Below are 17,495 nucleotides of genomic sequence, written 5' to 3' on the forward strand. Positions count from 1 at the left end.
AAAAAAAGTTTATTGAAACAAAGTTCAATAAACTTTCTATATCATCAGTAACAATCAGTAGTACAAAGAATTTTACCAACTATTTTTGACTAATAAACCATTATTGTTTATCTAATAATCGATTGAGTTATTTGTTAGTCATAATTTAATCTAAATGAAAGACGATGGTATTTACTAATTCCATACTCTTTTAATGCCTGCTGATGCTTTTTTGTTGCGTACCCAAAATTGGCATCCCAGCCATAATGAGGATATTCATGGTGAAGTTCCATCATCAGTTTATCTCTATAATTTTTTGCCAAAATAGATGCGGCAGCAATCGATAAAAATTTAGAATCTCCTTTGATGATGCACTGGTGTGGAATAAAGTTGTAAGGGTGAAATTTATTTCCGTCTACAAGTATAAGTTCTGGTCTTATCGTAAGTTGGTCTAAAGCTCTGTGCATCGCATGTATACTTGCATTCAGAATATTATGTTCATCAATAAAAGCAGGCGGAAGTTCTGAAATTGCATAGCATTTTACATTGTCTTTTATATACCCATCTAGTTCCATTCTTGTTTTAAAGTTAAGCTTCTTAGAATCATTAATAAGTCTTTGTTCGAAGTTTTCATCAACGATTACTGCTGCGGCTACAACAGGTCCGCTCAAACATCCTCTCCCCACTTCATCGCAACCTGCTTCAATGTAATTTTCTGACCATTTCTTTGCTAATTCCATAAAATACGTAATGCTCTAGTTTATGTAATGTATGTATTATTGTGCTTTATAATTACTAAACTTCTTGAAGCCAAAAATAATGAATTCCATTTAAGTTAACGCAAAATAGTTATCTATAATTTCTTTATAGATAGTTATTCATATTTACCGTCTTCGGGAGGTTTTTTTATTTACGTATATTTGCTTTTTCAAATTAGAAATAATGAATATTAAAAATATTATAGAACAAAAACTGGCAGAGGTTATTCTTAATGTCTTTCAGCTTAAAGATATACACCTTGAAGTTCAGGAAAATAAAACCGAATTTGAAGGAGATTTTACAATTGTAATATTTCCTTTAGTGAAACAGTTAAAGAAAAGCCCCGAAACTATAGGTATGGAAGTAGGAGAAGCTTTAATAACACAGACAGAACTCTTTGAAAGCTTCAATGTAGTTAAAGGTTTTGTTAATGTAAAAGTTAAAACTAATCTTTTCGTTGAACAGTTTAAAGGGCTGAATGAATTATTTTCGACTGTAGAAAAGAAAAATGCAACTGTAATGGTAGAGTATTCTTCACCCAATACTAATAAGCCATTGCATTTAGGACACATCAGAAATAATCTGTTGGGTTTTTCTGTGGCGAAAATTTTAGAAGAAGCTGGTTATGATGTGATTAAGACTCAAATTATCAACGACAGAGGAATTCACATCTGTAAGTCTATGTTGGCTTGGGAAAAATTCGGAGAAGGAAAAACACCTGCAATGCAGAAGATTAAAGGAGATAAATTTGTAGGGAATTATTATGTTGAATTCGATAAACATTATAAACAAGAAATTGCTGAACTTGTAGCCCAAGGTACTTCTGAAGATCAGGCTAAAAAAGATGCTCCATTAATGAAAGAAGCGCAAAAAATGCTTTTGGATTGGGAAAACGGAGACGAAAAAGTAAGAAACCTCTGGAATGAAATGAATTCTTGGGTGTATGAGGGTTTCAATGAGACTTATCGTAGATTAGGTGTAGATTTTGACCAGGTTCAGTACGAAAGTAATACTTATATTTTAGGAAAAGACCTTATTCAGGAAGGTTTAGATAAAGGTGTTTTATATAAGAAAGAAGACGGTTCGGTATGGTGCGATTTAACGGATGAAGGCTTAGACCAGAAATTATTGCTCCGTTCGGATGGAACTTCGGTTTATATGACTCAGGATTTGGGAACGGCTGTAGAACGTTTTAAAGATAACAACATTCAGAAACTGATTTATACTGTAGGAAATGAGCAGGATTATCATTTTCAGGTTTTGTTTAAAATTTTAGGCAAACTTGGTTATTCTTGGGCAGATCAGCTGTACCATTTGTCTTATGGAATGGTTGAACTTCCGAACGGAAAAATGAAATCCCGAGAAGGAACTGTTGTAGATGCAGACGATCTGATGCAGGAAATGCACAATATTGCAAAAGAAAAAGCGGAAGAATTAGGAAAACTCGAACATCTTAGTGAAGAAGAAAAAGAGAACAATTATGAGAATGTAGGAATTGGTGCTCTAAAATATTTTATACTGAAGGTAGATCCGAAGAAAAAGATGCTTTTCAATCCGGAAGAAAGTATAGATTTTAACGGAAATACAGGGCCATTTATACAATATACTTTTGCCCGAATTCAGTCCTTACTTGTAAAGGCAGATTATCGTTACCGAGAAATCGCTGATGTTGAGCTAAATCAATCTGAAAAAGAATTAATTATGCAGTTGGCAAATTATAAACCTATTGTTGAGAAAGCGGCAGAAGCCTTAAGTCCAGCCTTAATTGCCAATTATGTTTACGATTTGGTTAAAACATATAATTCTTTTTATCAAAGTAATCCGATTTTGAACCAGGAAGATGAAAATCTAAAACAGATGAGACTGAATTTATCTAATCTCACTGCAGAAACCATCAAAAAATCCTTACAATTACTCGGTATACAAACCGTAAACAGAATGTAAAAAACTAATCCTCCTGAAATTTCGGGAGGATTAATTTTTTTCATCAATGAATTAGTTATCTGTAACCATATATGAAACTCTGCGACAAATTGAGATAAAGTAACAAAAATGGATTACGACTTAAATCTGTTAAAAAAATATTTTGATTTTGTAAGAGATAACGAAAATTTTCATTCTTTACCAAATGAAACTGCGGAAGACCTTGAATTAGACCTTGTTTTTCTAAAACTTGACAACACTGCCTCAAAGATTGGCAAGCAATATTTTTTTGCAAAATTGAGAAGTAGCGATAACAATAGTCAGGAATTTGAAAGTTTTGCGGAATTTTTTAAAAATAATCCGAAAGAAAAAGAATTTGCTCTAAAACAACTTTCACAACTAAACAATAGAAAAGATTACGACATTATAGATTTGTTGAAAGAAGGTGTTTCTTCAAACGAAAAATATTACAAATACGCTCAATTCTACTTATTCGCAATCACTTTAATCGCAATTTGTGGGTTTTTTGTCCCAAAAATATTACTGCTCATTATTCCACTAATTGCAGTAAACATGGTAATTCACTACCTTAATAAAAATTATGTGGATTATTATAATTCAATAATTTTCAGGCTTCAAAGTGCAATAACTGTTTCTGAAAAAATTGGGAGAATTTCTAAACTTCAAGAAGAATACGACAAAATAAATTTAAAGCGCATAAAAAAAGTGATGCGTTTTGCTAATCTTGAAAGTGCAATTGTAACGAATGAATACCTTTCTGTGTTATGGATTTTTACAGAAATTTTTAGAATTCTGTTTCTTTTGGAAATATTTTCATTTCGCAAAAAAGTAAATGCTTTGGAAGTGTCAAGAAAAGAATTGCTGAAAATGTTTGAGTTTATCGGAAAAACGGACACTTCAATAAATTTATTAAAAATTCAAGAAGATTACAATATCTGCAAACCAATTTTCGTTGAGGAAAAAAAATTGAGATTAACAAATATTTATCACCCATTCATAGAAAACTGCGTGCAAAATTCATTGGAACTTCAAAATGAAAGTATTGCGATTACGGGTTCAAATATGTCGGGCAAAACTTCGTTTATGAGAAGCGTTGCGATTAATGTAGTTTTTGCACAAAATTTTGGTTTTTGCTTTGCAGATTTTTATTCGGGACCGAAAATGAAAATTTATAGTTCAATTTCTGTTCATGATGATATTAGTGAAAATAAAAGTTATTATCTTGAAGAAGTTTTGCGAATAAAAAAGTTTCTTGAAGACAGAAATCAGTTTGCACTAATTTTAATTGACGAAATTTTTAAAGGAACTAACACCAAAGAAAGAATTGCAATAAGCAAATCGGTGCTTCAAAATTTAAACAATGAGAAAAATATCGTTTTTGTAACGACACACGATTTAGAAATTGCTATGTTTTTGAAAGATAACAATTACGAACTTTTCTATTTTGACGAAGAAGTAAATAACAATCAATTGTCTTTTCCTTACAAACTGAAAAACGGAATTAACGAAAAAACCAACGCAATCCGAATTTTAGAAATGTATGACTATCCAAAAAACATTGTGGAAAACGCTAAAAACCTCGTGGAAAAGAATGGCTACAGATAACATGGGTTTGGCAAAAGCGGGGGTGAAAGTCCCTTGCGTTGAGAGTTTTTGCCACTTTCGCCGCAAAAAACCATTTCGTTTTTAATTTTTTTGTAATTTTGAAAAACGAAAATGGTTTTTGCTCAGGTCGGGAATTAATAGAAAATTCAGGAATGTTTATCCCCGCCTTCGCCAAGCCCCTTTCCGTTATACGAAATAACTCTTTTTCATCATCCTATTTTTATGTTTTATCTGTTGTAAAAAACAATATTGCTTCTTACATCAAAGAACAAAATTCCGAAAAATAAAAAAAAGAAAATTACGGTTTTCCGTAAGGCTATTCTAAAATAAAGGTTATGCATCTAATATTTCAATTCCTAAAAATTTAAAAGTTTATTTTGAAGAAATAATTTTATGAAGAAGCAATATTCTTAGTTTGGCTGTCTCTATACAGTTTTGCACTGCTCCATTTAGCGTGTTTCGAAGGTTCTATACGAAGACCTCTTTTATAAGTATAGACTTTGGTAAATTCAGCACCGAAAAAAACAAGCATACAGGAATAGTTAATCCACATCATAATCAGAATTACCGTTCCTGCAGTTCCGAAAGCTGAAGTTGGCTTAAACTGGCTGAAATATAAACTCAGCAAAAATTTACCAAGAGTAAAAAGTACCGCTGTAAGCATAGCTCCTTTCCATACAGATTTCCAGCTCATTTCTACGTCTGGAAGTACTTTAAACATTAAGGCAAACAATAAAATAACAAGTCCGAATCCTACACCGAAATTGATAAGTTCTACAATGAGATACGTTTCCAGATCAAAATATCGGGTAATAAAATCGTTAAAAAGACTAATAAGAGAAGACATTATCATGGTAATCATCAGAAGAAACCCTAATATGAGAATCATTCCCAAAGAGTTGGCACGATCAATAAGAAATTTAGCAAATGCCTTTTTGGGAGCTGCTTCTACATCCCAAAGGTTATTTAAAGATTTCTGAAGCTGAAAGAATAGGGTAGTAGAACCAAATACCAAAGAGCCTATTCCCACAATTTTCATAAATATATTTTCTTTATCAATTAATGCTCCTGCAATCATTTCCTGTATGCTTTTAGCAACATCCTTTCCCATCATTCCGCTAATTTGAGAACTGATTTGTCCGCGTATGGCTTCTTCACCAAAAAAATATCCGGCAATCCAAATAATAATAATAAGTAACCCCGGAATCGAGAATATGGCATAATAGGCAAGACTGGCAGAATCGCCGGAAGCACTAGAGTTATTCCATTCAGTGAAGGTTTCTTTAACAGTTTCCCAGAAAAATTTCAGTTCTTTCAGCATAACTATAATGTTTGTGTAAATGGTGTATTGTTTCTTTACAATATTCAAAATAAAAATATTGTTGGTGTTAAAGTGCACGCAAAGATTGTTCCTTTAAGACAAATGAAAACAATTATGAAAAATCAGTTCCTAATATTTTCGATCTGTAATTAATATTTTAGAAAGGATATCCGATGGCAATATTCAGAATAAGATTATCTCTTCTCCAGGCTCCGCTGCCAAAATTAATTTTGTCGAAAGTCCATCGATCACCTTTTTCATAATAAGGAACCCGAAGTGGCATGGCAAGATCTAAACGAAGGATAAGAATAGAAAAATCTAACCGTAAACCTAAACCTGCTCCCACAGCCGTTTCACTTAAGAAATTTTTAGAAAACTTACCTCCCGGTCTTTCATTTTGAGGGTCTTCCAGAAGCCAGATATTACCTGCATCTATAAAAGCTGCAACATTTAAAAACTTATACAAATTGGCTCGATATTCGGCATTCAGTTCCAGTTTTACATCTCCTGCCTGATCAAATAACGCCCGGGTATTGGTTTCCGTTCTCGGATCGTAACTTCCGGGTCCTAATGTTCTTGCTCTGAAAGCTCTTATACTGTTACTTCCACCTACAAAAAACTGTCTGGAGAAAGGGATGAAGTTAGAATTTCCATAAGGAACAGCCACACCGGCAATAAATCTGGTTGCTAAAGAGGTTTTCTCTGTAAATTTGTGATAAAAACGAACATCATTTTCCACTTTTACATACTGACTGAACGGTACTCCAAATATATTTTTTTGATTTCCATCTCTTACATTTGCTCCGGAAATGAGTCCTGTGAGGTTCCCCGCCAAATCTAGCATTCCTTTATAATAAAAAGTATTTCTTTGAGGAAGCATCGTGGTAGAGTAGGTATAAGAATAGGTAGGTCCGAAAATTAACTGTCGCTCCGTAATTCTTGTAAGGTATGGGTTTCCCTCTTTTAATGCAATAAATTTTGGAGTTTCGTTTGCCGGAGCAATATAGGTAACATCTATAAGTTTCAGCTCGTGTTCTTTTCGGATATTTTCTTTCCACTGATATCCAAAAGATGCACTGAATGTATTTAAAGTATATAAAGTGGTTCTGTTCTGGAATTCATATCCGAGTTGAATATTGGTTCTCGGAACAAATGCACTGGAAGAATTGAAACGGAATGGTGCCACAATTCTTGGGATGGAAAGCTGGGTATTGGCTCCTGCTCTAAAGATGTTTTCGGCATAGGCGGGACCACCAATCTGTACATCGAACGCACCGTAAAGAGATGCCTTAAACTGCTCCGCTCCACGGAAAAAATTTCTTTGAGTCCAGTTTAAATTAACCTCGCTTCCGGCATAATTGGCGGAGTTGGTTCTTCCTAAAGCTTCAAGTCTTAGAGATTGTAGTTCTCTCGGAGTCAGAATATAATAAGCATCAAACTTATGGTTTAAAGAATCTGAAACAACAAATTCATTTTTCACAAATTTAAAAACCCCAAGATTAATAAGACGGTTAAGAGAAAGGTTATGATTTTTTCTGTTGTCTAAATCTCCTTTTTCGAAATACAGAGCACGGTCGAAAACTCTTGGCTTAAATTTTTTGTACGGATCGACAACGTAAATATTGTTATATTCGTATCCCTTCAGAGAATCTGCATTCATAGGAATGTTGTACTTTCCTCTTTTTGCATCTCGAAGATTGTAATTCGGGAACACCACTACTTTATCTATAGTAAACTGGTCTTTTGCTAAATCTGGTGTTTTATCCTTAAGCTTTACGATGAGTTCTACCTCGTGTTTTTTGCTCACCGTACTGTCTGCCTGAACAATAATATTATCCGGATTGAAATAATAAAAGCCACGGTTTTTCAGTCCGTCATCAATTCTCTGTCTTTCTGCTTTAATAACTTCCAAATCGAAAGGATTGCCAGTTTTTAATAAGGTTTTATCTTTTAAAGCACGTATTTCCTTATTTATTTCCGATGAATCTGCAGGAAATTTAACATTGCTGATTAAATATCTGCCACCCGGATTTAAAGTGTATATTACTTTCGCTTTCTTATTTTTCGAAACGGTATCGTATTTTGCTCTGGCATTGAAATATCCTTTATTTTCGGAATAATTTACAATAATATCTTTATTGAATTCTTTATCTACATCTCCAAGCAATACCGGTTCTTCTCCGAATTTGTATTTCAGCCAATACCGCAATCCTTTTTGTTTTTTAGGCTCTTTGGTTACATTGTAAGCGTACAATTTAGGTCTTAATCCTAAAAAAGAAGAATTAGGCTTTGGGGTAAGATTGTCTTTTAAAGCCGATTCAAGATCATTTTTTTCTTTTTTGCTGAGAGAATCATTTTCGATCTTCACTTCGGCTCCGGTGTAAAGCATTTGTCCTTCCTTTAGGAATTTGGTGTTGGAACAAGATACAACAGCCGCCGTCATTCCGGATGCCAGAAAATATTTGTAGTATGTGCTAAAATTAATCTTCATTACTTAAATTCTACGACTTCTTTGTCTTTATTTCTTTTATTCTGAATGCCTTCTTTGTTTCGGTTATTCTTAGATTTTTTGAAAATATCTCTGAATTTATCATAATCCAGAGTAATAACAAACCCAAGACCTGTTTCTACAATCTGTCCCTGAAGTGCTACCTGATATTCGTTCTTACGATATGCTCTTAAAGTATATCTTCCATCTCGGGAAAGGCTGTAGTCTATAGTTACATCTCCTGCAATATTGGTGGTATTTTCGTTCTGTCTGGTTTCACCTTCAAGCCCGAAGTTGCTTCCTACGGTTACTTTCAATCGGTCATTCAGCAATTTTTTGCTGATGTCTACATTAAGATCTGTTCTCGTATTTTGTTTTCCGGTAGAATAGTCTTCAGTAGATTCAAGATCAAAGTTGAGATCAACACCTTTTATTAAATCTGATGCCAAATTATTAAGCTGTTGAGAAAGAATTTTACTTACACTCTGTCTAGCCATAGTTTCTGCCGAAAGCCCCGAATTACTTTGGAATGGGTTTTCTCCAATAAAACGGTTAAGAAGAAGAAGAGCAAAAACCTGCTTATTCATTTCGTTTTCGTCTTCCCGAAGTTGGGCAAGCTTACCTTCTACTGTATCGGCAACATTAGAAGATATGGCATTATTTTTCTCATCAGTAGTAATATCAAAACTGATTTGTGGCTTCATAAGCTCACCTTTAAGTTTCAGTAAAGTATTAAAAGGAATTCTTTGTTTGAACTGATTCAGCTCCGATTGGCTTCCCGAAAATTGCTGCTCCACAAGATCAATTGGTGCAGCCTGAGTATTGTAAACTGCGGTAATATCGAGAGTAGCGGTGGTGGGTTCTCCTGTCCAGGTAATTGTACTTCCTTTCTGAATATCAAATTTTCTTTTTAAAACACTTACAGACATTTCGTAGCTTCCTTTTTCAACCTGATATACGCCTACTAAAGTTGTTTTGCCTGAAGGATCTATTCCTCCCGTAAGATCTGCCTCTCCCTGAAGTTTTACAAAATCGCCGTTGGCTTTATCTATCAAAATAGAAAGTTTGGCTTCTTTGCTGAGTTCGATATTCACATTCACATCCATTCCTTTAATGTTGGTTTGCGAATCTATAGAATCTGCCTTAATGGTTTTAGAAAGGGCTACCTGATCCTGATCAATAAATTCTACAATACCATCTCTTTCCTGTAATGAAGGAGAAGACTGCGGAAGTACAAATGTGAAATCTGTAGTATCTGAAACCGAAAGTCTTCCGTCTACTTTTGGTAAATCTAAATTTCCTCTTACTTTAAGTGCTGCATCAATCGCTAATACACCATACATTAAGGCATCATTAGATTTTTCTGAGTTTACAACTTTAAAATCTTTTGCGTCGACATCTAAATTGAAGGCAAAATCTTTGTAAGTCTGTGTTAAAACCTGACCGTCTATTTTAAGCGAATTACCGTCTTTATCGTTTATTTTAAAGTTATCAAACTCGATTCCTCTATTCGTAAACTCTATTTTATCGTTAATATTTCGGAAATCACTTCCCGTTTTAGCAATCATTAAGCCGACATTATTCATTTTCACGTCGCCTAAAATTTTAGGTGCGGTGGTTGTTCCTGTAATTTTTAAATCTCCGGAAAGATAACCTTCTGTATTGTTAATGGCATTCATCGTGAATCCTTGAAGGGTTTTCATCTGAAGCTGATTCATATCCAAATTCAAATCGAAACTACTCGAAGAAGTATTATAATTTCCTAAGATTTTTACATCATTATTATTTCCTGAAAGTGCAATATCGGCATTAAGAAGATTGGCAGATTGGCTATACACTTTAATATCGAGATTTCCAACAGGATTTCCGAATACAAATAAGTCGGTTACATCAATATCGGAGGTAAAAGTCATTTTTTTGGTTAAATCCCGCAACTGAGCTGTTCCGTTGATGGTTCCTTTTGCCAGAAGCGAATCTTTTTTGATGATTTCGGTAATGGTTTCAATTTTAAAATCTTTTAAAGAAACATTTAAAGGACTGCTTGGAGAATTGCTCTCAGATTGAAGCGATATTTCCGCTCCGGAATTAGAAAGCCTGAAATTATCCGCCACAATTCCCTGACTGAAAATTTGTATTTTATTATTTTCAGTAACATTCCAATCCATGTAATTCAGCTTTAAACCGTTGGGATTTAAAGAAATTTCTGTAATATCGTTCATCGACTTCGCATTTCCTGCAATCAGGAACTGTGTAGCGTCTTTTTCGTCTTTTGTAGTGATATTGTAATTGATGATGTTGTTGGAAACATCACCGTTAACATTTACTTTATTCAAAGCAAAACTTTCACTTTTTAATGCTGCAACACTTAAATCATACTGTAATGCCTGATTTTGGTTGGTAATCTTTAAACTGGTATTTTCCAGTGTGTTTGTTCCATACAATACCTGCGGAATTTTTGCATCAAGTTCGATGTTTTGAGTATCTGCATTATAATTCCCGTTGATTGTAATCGTTTCAAAACTTTTTAAATCCGGAACAAATTTTCTGATGAGGTCGTCATTTTTAATGGCAGCATTAAGAGTAAAAAACTGTCCGTTATCAATTTTCTGGGCTTTTGAAGGCTTTTGGAACTGATAATATTGGTTAACAGTCTGCGTTAAAGCTCCAAAAATCTGCGTGAGCTTGTATTTTCCTTTTAATTCGAGATCAGCAATCTGAGAATTAAGCTGTATTAATGTGGAATCTGTTGTAGAAACAGCATTGAGTCTTATTTCCTGAACAGGATAAATTTCTTTAGTATCTGAAATTGCAAAATTCTGGAGATTCAAATATCCGTTTAAATGATTGGGATCTAAATTTTTAAAATCTCCGTCTATTCCACCGGCAATAATCATTGGAGAACTGTAAAACCCAAGTTTATGTAAATCTAATTTATTGATTTTACCGTTTACTTTCACAGTCGGGCTGTCTCGGAAAACTCCTGAAGCCGCAAGATGTAAATTGGCATTCGGATCTTTAGAATTTAAGTCAATATCATAAGCACCACGTATAATTTTTCCTTTCAGATTCATATTCTGATAGGTGTAACCTTTGTATGTAGCAGATTTTACGTCTCCGCTCAATACTGCAGTCATAATTTTAGGATCGAAACCCTGTCCTTTTGCATTAATTTGAGCGGTAATGCTGCCTAAATCTTTATTCTGAATGATTTTTCCGATTTGTAAACTTTGCAGATTGGCTTTTACATCGAAAGTTTCTCTGTTTTTTCGGCGTAAATCTGCTTTGGCAATAACTGCTGCATTTCCTAAAGTTGAAGTAAGACGCAGATTGGTATCTACAATTTTTGTTGTTCCTTTAGCTTTACCACGAACCGTTAAAAAAGAAGGCAACGTAATATTTTTTGGGATGGTATTTTTGGGAACTAAATTGTATATGGTTTTAGATGCAGTAGAAAACTCGCCAATGTTCATGTCGTAGTAAAGCTGGTCGGGTTTCATTGCATTTTTAATATTTCCTGATGCCAAAACTTTAAGCTGGTCTAATCCTGAAACTTTCAGGTTCTGAATAGACAAATCGTTTACCTTCCCTCTCAGAATCGCATTGACATTTAATGTTGAATGAGGATATTTATTAAATGGAGCGGTATTTTGTAAGGTGGGAACTAAATTCAAAATATCAGAAAACCCAATTTTGGAATCCCGAATGTCTGCGGCTATTTTTATTTCTCCCGGATTGGAAGATAACTGTTCTATTGAGTTATAATTTAAAATAATCTGATCCCTTAAAACAGTTTTGGGAGTTTGCAGATAAAGATTTTTAAGATAGGCTTCTTTTTCTCCATAAACAAAATCGGTATTAAATTTCTGAATATTAAGACCTCTCTTTTCCAGAATTTCTGCTGATTTTACAGATCCTGCAAAACCTCCGTTCTGCATTTTGAAATTTCTTACATCGAGATTCATCTTAGAGAAATCTAGATGGTTAAAATCCATTCCGGATCGGGTAGGAGCAATGGCGGTATTGTTGTAAGTAACTTTTACATCATCCAAAAGAAGCTTTCCTAAAAGGAGTTCCATAGCTTTTTGCTCCGCAGATTTTTTTTCTGGTTCTGCTTTTTTAGAATCTTTCGGGTTGGTATTTTGGGCAGGTAAGTAAAGATTGGCATTAATATCTGCTTTTGTGAGATATACATTGCCTACATCAAAACTATTATTGTCCAGATCAATTTTATTTACTTTGGTACTCAGCTCTTTAAAGAGAACTTTTGCGAAAGTTTTGGTGTTGTCATCTCCATAATCAATATCAAAATTGGTAAGCTTAATTCCGCTTAATCCCAGTTTCATTGTTTTTTTCTGGTTGAGAGAGTCTACTTTCTTTTCTACTTTATGGGTAACCTCTTTTACAAAATCCTGTTTCAACTTCAGTTTTAAACCGTCGAGATTAATATCATTTACCGCATACGAGTTGTTTTGCAGATCGAAAGTCTTTACGCGGGTATCGAAATAATTGAAGTAAACTTTGATGTCATTTCTAGACTGCTGATCGTTGAAGGTAACACCAATATCTTTAAGTTTAATCTTATCTAATGAAATAATGAATGGTTTTGATGGTTTTTCTTCCTTTTCAGAAGTCGCAAAAGCATCAATAATATAATCGAAATTGAATTTTCCTTTAGGATCTCTTACCACATTGGCTCGAACGCCTTCCAGATCTATTGAAGTAATATCTGCTTTAGACTTTATCAGCTGCCACATATCCAGACCGACATCAAATTTCTTTACGGCTAAAAGGGTATCGATATTCTGACCTTTCAGATAAAGATTTTCCATCACAAGACTGTTTGGGAAACCAATGTAAACTTTATCCAGACTTACTTTCGTTTTAATTTTACCTTCTAAATAGATAACAAGTTTATCTTTTACATAATTCTGAACTGCAGGAATCCTTAAACTTAAGATGAGCAACAGTATTAAAACAATAATAGAGGTAATTGTTATAACAATCCCTCTGAGAATTTTCCTTTTATTAAATTTCAGTTTCAAATTTCTGTGATTTATACAAATATACAATAGTTTTAGTAATGTGAAAAAATTCACGAATAATGAGCGGATTGTATACTCTAAATCTTTAGAGCTTGAATTTTAATGAGTTTTAGCATGATTAAATTATTTTTGAGTGAAGTTTTTGAAGACCTCCACTTCAGTTAAGCAAGATTTTTGCCAACTGTAGTCTTTTTACGTTAATAATGCCTTTTTATGGTATCTTTAAAAAACAAAAACCCGCTCAAAATGAACAGGTTTTTGCATTGATGTATGCTTTGGATGTTTTAAATATTATGGAATATTTAAAAGTGAATAGGTTTTCAGATGTTAGTTGAGTTACAACCAGAGCACACATCTGATGGAGATTCAATTCATAGAGTAAATATATTTAGAGATTTTTTATTCTTGGTTATTCTTGCCATTTTACTTCCTCACCTTGTGGAGCAGCTCCGCCGTTTGCAGGAGTTATTGGAGCTTTCTCCTGATTGATGTGGTAAATATAAGATGCTATTTTTTCTGCGTCTCTTCCTGTAATGGTTCCTTCTTTAATGAAAGGTCTCATGGTAGGATTGTTCGGAGAACCATTTTCCAGCATCCAGAAAACATTTTTAAATAAACTTTTTTCTTTAATGTTAATCCAGTGGTTATCGGTTAAGTTAGGACCAATTCCGCCTTTACCTCCATCTCCGTGGCATGTTACACAATTGGTTTTGAACAGCTGTTCTCCTTCTGCTACGTAATCTGCACTGTATTTTGCAGTTTCTAGATTAATGGCAGGAGCACTTTTTTCATACTCTTCTATGGAAGCCAGCTGAACTTTAGTTTCTTTATCGTACTCAACTTCCGGATGTGCATAATCTGTGAAAGCAAATGCAACCATGTACACTACACAAAAGATAATTCCAAAATAAAAGAGACCGATCCACCATTTTGGTAAAGAATTGTCGAGTTCCGTAATTCCGTCGAACCCATGGTCTATTAAAATGTCCTTTTCTTCAGATTGAGACTGTTTTTTGAAAGCCGAATTCCAAAGTGTCTGGAAATAAGATTTATTTTTATCTGTTAGAAATGCCTGTTTTTCTGCTTCGGTAAGTCTTTGGAATCTTTCATTTTCTACCAGATCTCCAATAGAATTCATAATGAGCAGCAAAATCGTAATGATTATTAAAAGTGCCCAAAAGAAAGGGGTGGAGAAATAATTGGAGTCTGAGGCAAACATTTCGAATGCCATAATGGTAATTCCTATTGTTAAAGCAATATATATAGATATGGGAGTTCTTGTTTTCATCTCGAAAAGTTTTTAAAATTAATCTACACTTGCTGTTTTAATCTCAGTGGTTTTAATATCTGTTCCTAGTCTTTGCAGATAGGCAATCATGGCGATAATTTCACGTTGTTCCAATGGTACAAACTTGTCGCCTTTGGTAAGTTTATCTTTTTCAACCTGAGTTTTTACGTCTGCCGCTTCAGAATAAATTCTTTTAACGATGGCTTTAGACTGATTGTCTGCCCACTGATTTGCGGAATCTATCTGTGCTTTAGTATAAGGAACATCGAAGGTGTTTTTCATCAACATCAGCTTATCCGTCATTTGTGAACGATCCAGTTTATTGGTAATTAACCAAGGGAAACGTGGCATGATTGATCCTGCTGAAGTAATTCTTGGGTTGTACATGTGTTTAAAGTGCCAAGAATCTGGGTTTCTTCCTCCTTCTCTGTGCAAATCTGGTCCTGTTCTTTTAGATCCCCAAAGGAAAGGTCTGTCGTAAATGAATTCCCCTGCTTTAGAATACTGTCCGTTTTTACCATCGAATCTGTTTACTTCATCACGGAACGGACGAATCATTTGTGAATGGCAAGCATTACAGCCTTCTCGTATGTAAAGATCTCTTCCTTCCAATTCTAGCGGAGTGTAAGGTTTTACAGCTGATATTGTTGGTAGATTGCTTTTTACTGTTAGAGTAGGAACAATTTCTACTAATCCACCAATAGCAACTGCTACGAATGCTAATATTGATAATAGCTGAGGTGTTCTTTCTAACCAAAGGTGTACGCCTTCTCCTTGTTTTCTTGCAGTTCCGATATTTGCTAAAGCTGGTGCTTCTGCCGGAACATTTTTCTGGAATGATCCTGCTTTAATAGTTTTTACAACATTTATTACCATTAAAATTGCTCCACTTAAATAAAACAGACCTCCAACAAATCTCATTTTAAAGTAAGGAATAACAGCAGTTACTGTATCTAGCCAGTTTTTCCACAATAAAGTTCCGTCCGGATTAAACTGTTTCCACATCAAGCCCTGTGTAAATCCTGAAATGTACATTGGGACTGCATAGAAAATAATTCCTAAAGTTCCCAGCCAGAAATGCCAGTTAGCCAATTTTACAGACCATAGTTTTGTTCTCCACATCACAGGGATAAGGTAATATATAACACCGAATGCCATAAATCCGTTCCAGCCTAAAGCTCCTAAGTGAACGTGTCCAATTACCCAGTCTGTGTAATGCCCAATTTTATTTAAAGATTTTGTAGCTAATAATGGACCTTCAAATGTTGCCATACCGTAGCAAGTAACAGCTACTACAAAGAATTTTAGGATAGGATTATCTCTTACTTTGTCCCAAGCTCCTCTTAACGTTAGCAGTCCGTTCAGCATTCCTCCCCAAGACGGTGCAATAAGCATAATAGAGAAACCAGTTCCTACTGCCTGTGCCCAAGCTGGTAAAGCAGTATATTGAAGGTGGTGAGGTCCTGCCCAAAGATAAACGAAGATTAAAGACCAAAAGTGAATGATAGAAAGTTTGTAAGAGAAAACGGGTCTGTTTGCTGCTTTAGGCATAAAATAATACATTAATCCTAAAACTGGTGTTGTTAAAACAAAAGCAACCGCGTTGTGTCCGTACCACCATTGTACCAAAGCATCTTTTACTCCTGCATATGCAGAATAAGACTTCCAGCTTGTAAAAGATAGAGGAACTTCTAAATTGTTGAAGATATGGAGCATTGCAACAGCAATCCAAGTTGCGATATAGAACCAAATCGCTACATATAAATGACGTACCCTTCTTTTGGCAATGGTTCCAAACATATTGATTCCGAAAATAACCCAAGAAAAAGTTATTAAAATATCAATAGGCCACTCGTGTTCTGCATATTCTTTAGAAGTGTTAATTCCCATTAAGAATGTAATTACTACAGAAATAATCATAATTTGCCAACTCCAGAAATGAATCCAAGACAGTGTATCGCTATACATTCTTGTTTTCAAAAGTCTTTGCATGCTGTAATAAGCACCACAATAGAAAGAGTTGCAGACAAAAGCGAAGATTACAGCACTGGTATGAAGCATTCTGATTCTTCCGAAGCCCAAAGCCCCTTGGGAATTAATTAATCCCTGAATATTTCCACTTCGTAAACTTTGGATAGTTGTATCATCAGTTCCAAATAAAAACTCAGGTAATTCTGGATAAAATAGCATTAAAGCTGCTGTTAATCCTAAAAGAAAACCAATAATTCCAAATACAATGGTTGCGTAAAGGAATGCTCTGACAATATTATTGTCATAATTAAATTTTTGCGTCTCCATAACTTTTGTTTCTTGCAGCCAAAAATTATTTTCTTGAATTCTCCCTATTATAAACCTATATTAATAGAGGAAAAAATAAATATAATGCTGCTTGTCTAATATTTTCACAAAGGTATTTACTAACTTTGTCTGCAGCTATTAGATATACTTCTAAAATATACCGAAAACTACTAAAGCAATTTATGATGAAAATTTGTGGACAGAATATAAGGAAAATGAGGAGAGACAGAGATCTTACTCAAGAATATATGGCATTCGAAATGGGTATTTCACAGAAAGCTTATTCAGATATAGAAAACTCCAAAGTGAAAATCAATCTCGATATTCTTACAAAAATTTCAGATATACTAAAAATAAAACCTTCAGACATCTGCAGCATTTCTCATAAATGTGGTGCCAATGATTACGAAGAAAAATACAATGAATTGTTAGATTTTATGAAGAAGAATAATATTAATATGCCAGAAAACTTACGATAGAATTTCTTTTTTTAAATATTTATTATTGAATAACTATGAATTGTAATTGGTGGACTCTCACCAACTCAATGTTAATATGCCTTAATATCAATTCAGTGATACTTGAATTTGTTTAAAAATATTAAAAGAAGTTTTTCTCACCTTAAATCTGAGGCTGTCTCAAAAGGGCAGCCTCTTTTTTGTGCTGAGTTGAAAAAAAAACATTTTTAGGGTTTTGTTTTTATAAAAACTTTGAAAAACAAAGCTAAAAAAGTCAAAAAACAGTCTATTTCAGGCTGCTTTTGCCATTTTT

Annotated in this window: 9 protein-coding genes; 3 read left to right on the forward strand and 6 right to left on the reverse strand. The window is 34.1% G+C overall.

The window, feature by feature from the left end:
* Positions 1 to 134: 134 nt before the first annotated feature.
* Positions 135 to 719 carry a ribonuclease HII gene (locus IV513_RS11945; RefSeq protein WP_209390799.1) on the reverse strand — a complete coding sequence of 195 codons (585 nt, stop codon included), beginning with the start codon at positions 717 to 719 and terminating at the stop codon, positions 135 to 137.
* 202 nt (positions 720 to 921) lie between these two features.
* Between IV513_RS11945 and argS the strand changes: the two genes are divergently transcribed.
* Together argS and IV513_RS11955 are read left to right on the forward strand one after the other, a co-directional pair.
* Positions 922 to 2,682: an arginine--tRNA ligase gene (gene argS / locus IV513_RS11950; RefSeq protein WP_209390800.1), complete on the forward strand. Its 1,761-nt coding sequence runs from the start codon at positions 922 to 924 to the stop codon at positions 2,680 to 2,682.
* A gap of 108 nt (positions 2,683 to 2,790) precedes the next feature.
* Positions 2,791 to 4,287, forward strand: coding sequence for a DNA mismatch repair protein MutS (locus IV513_RS11955; protein ID WP_209390801.1), 1,497 nt, complete (start codon positions 2,791 to 2,793; stop codon positions 4,285 to 4,287).
* Positions 4,288 to 4,678: 391 nt separating this feature from the next.
* Here the strand turns inward: IV513_RS11955 and IV513_RS11960 are convergent, their stop codons facing one another.
* The 5 genes from IV513_RS11960 to ccoN form a co-directional block, all read right to left on the reverse strand.
* The gene (locus tag IV513_RS11960) at positions 4,679 to 5,608 is read right to left on the reverse strand and encodes a YihY/virulence factor BrkB family protein (RefSeq protein ID WP_209390802.1); all 930 of its coding nucleotides are present in this window, start codon (positions 5,606 to 5,608) and stop codon (positions 4,679 to 4,681) included.
* A 157-nt stretch (positions 5,609 to 5,765) separates the two neighbouring features.
* Positions 5,766 to 8,099: a BamA/TamA family outer membrane protein gene (locus tag IV513_RS11965; RefSeq protein WP_209390803.1), complete on the reverse strand. Its 2,334-nt coding sequence runs from the start codon at positions 8,097 to 8,099 to the stop codon at positions 5,766 to 5,768.
* Complete coding sequence (locus tag IV513_RS11970) at positions 8,099 to 13,138, reverse strand: translocation/assembly module TamB domain-containing protein (protein WP_209390804.1); 5,040 nt, start codon at positions 13,136 to 13,138, stop codon at positions 8,099 to 8,101. Before IV513_RS11970 ends, IV513_RS11965 begins: the two co-directional genes overlap by 1 nt.
* A 409-nt stretch (positions 13,139 to 13,547) precedes the next feature.
* A complete protein-coding gene (locus tag IV513_RS11975) occupies positions 13,548 to 14,426 on the reverse strand; it encodes a cbb3-type cytochrome c oxidase N-terminal domain-containing protein (protein WP_209390805.1) in 879 nt (292 codons plus the stop codon).
* 18 nt (positions 14,427 to 14,444) lie between these two features.
* Complete coding sequence (gene ccoN / locus IV513_RS11980; RefSeq protein WP_209390806.1) at positions 14,445 to 16,724, reverse strand: cytochrome-c oxidase, cbb3-type subunit I; 2,280 nt, start codon at positions 16,722 to 16,724, stop codon at positions 14,445 to 14,447.
* Positions 16,725 to 16,906: 182 nt separating this feature from the next.
* Here ccoN and IV513_RS11985 point away from each other — a divergent pair, with 182 nt between their 5' ends.
* Positions 16,907 to 17,203 (forward strand): helix-turn-helix domain-containing protein, encoded by a 297-nt coding sequence (locus IV513_RS11985; RefSeq protein WP_243576691.1) that lies wholly within the window; start codon positions 16,907 to 16,909, stop codon positions 17,201 to 17,203.
* Positions 17,204 to 17,495 lie beyond the last annotated feature (292 nt).

The sequence above is a fragment of the Chryseobacterium sp. RR2-3-20 genome, assembly GCF_017808115.1.
Taxonomy (GTDB): domain Bacteria; phylum Bacteroidota; class Bacteroidia; order Flavobacteriales; family Weeksellaceae; genus Chryseobacterium; species Chryseobacterium oryzae.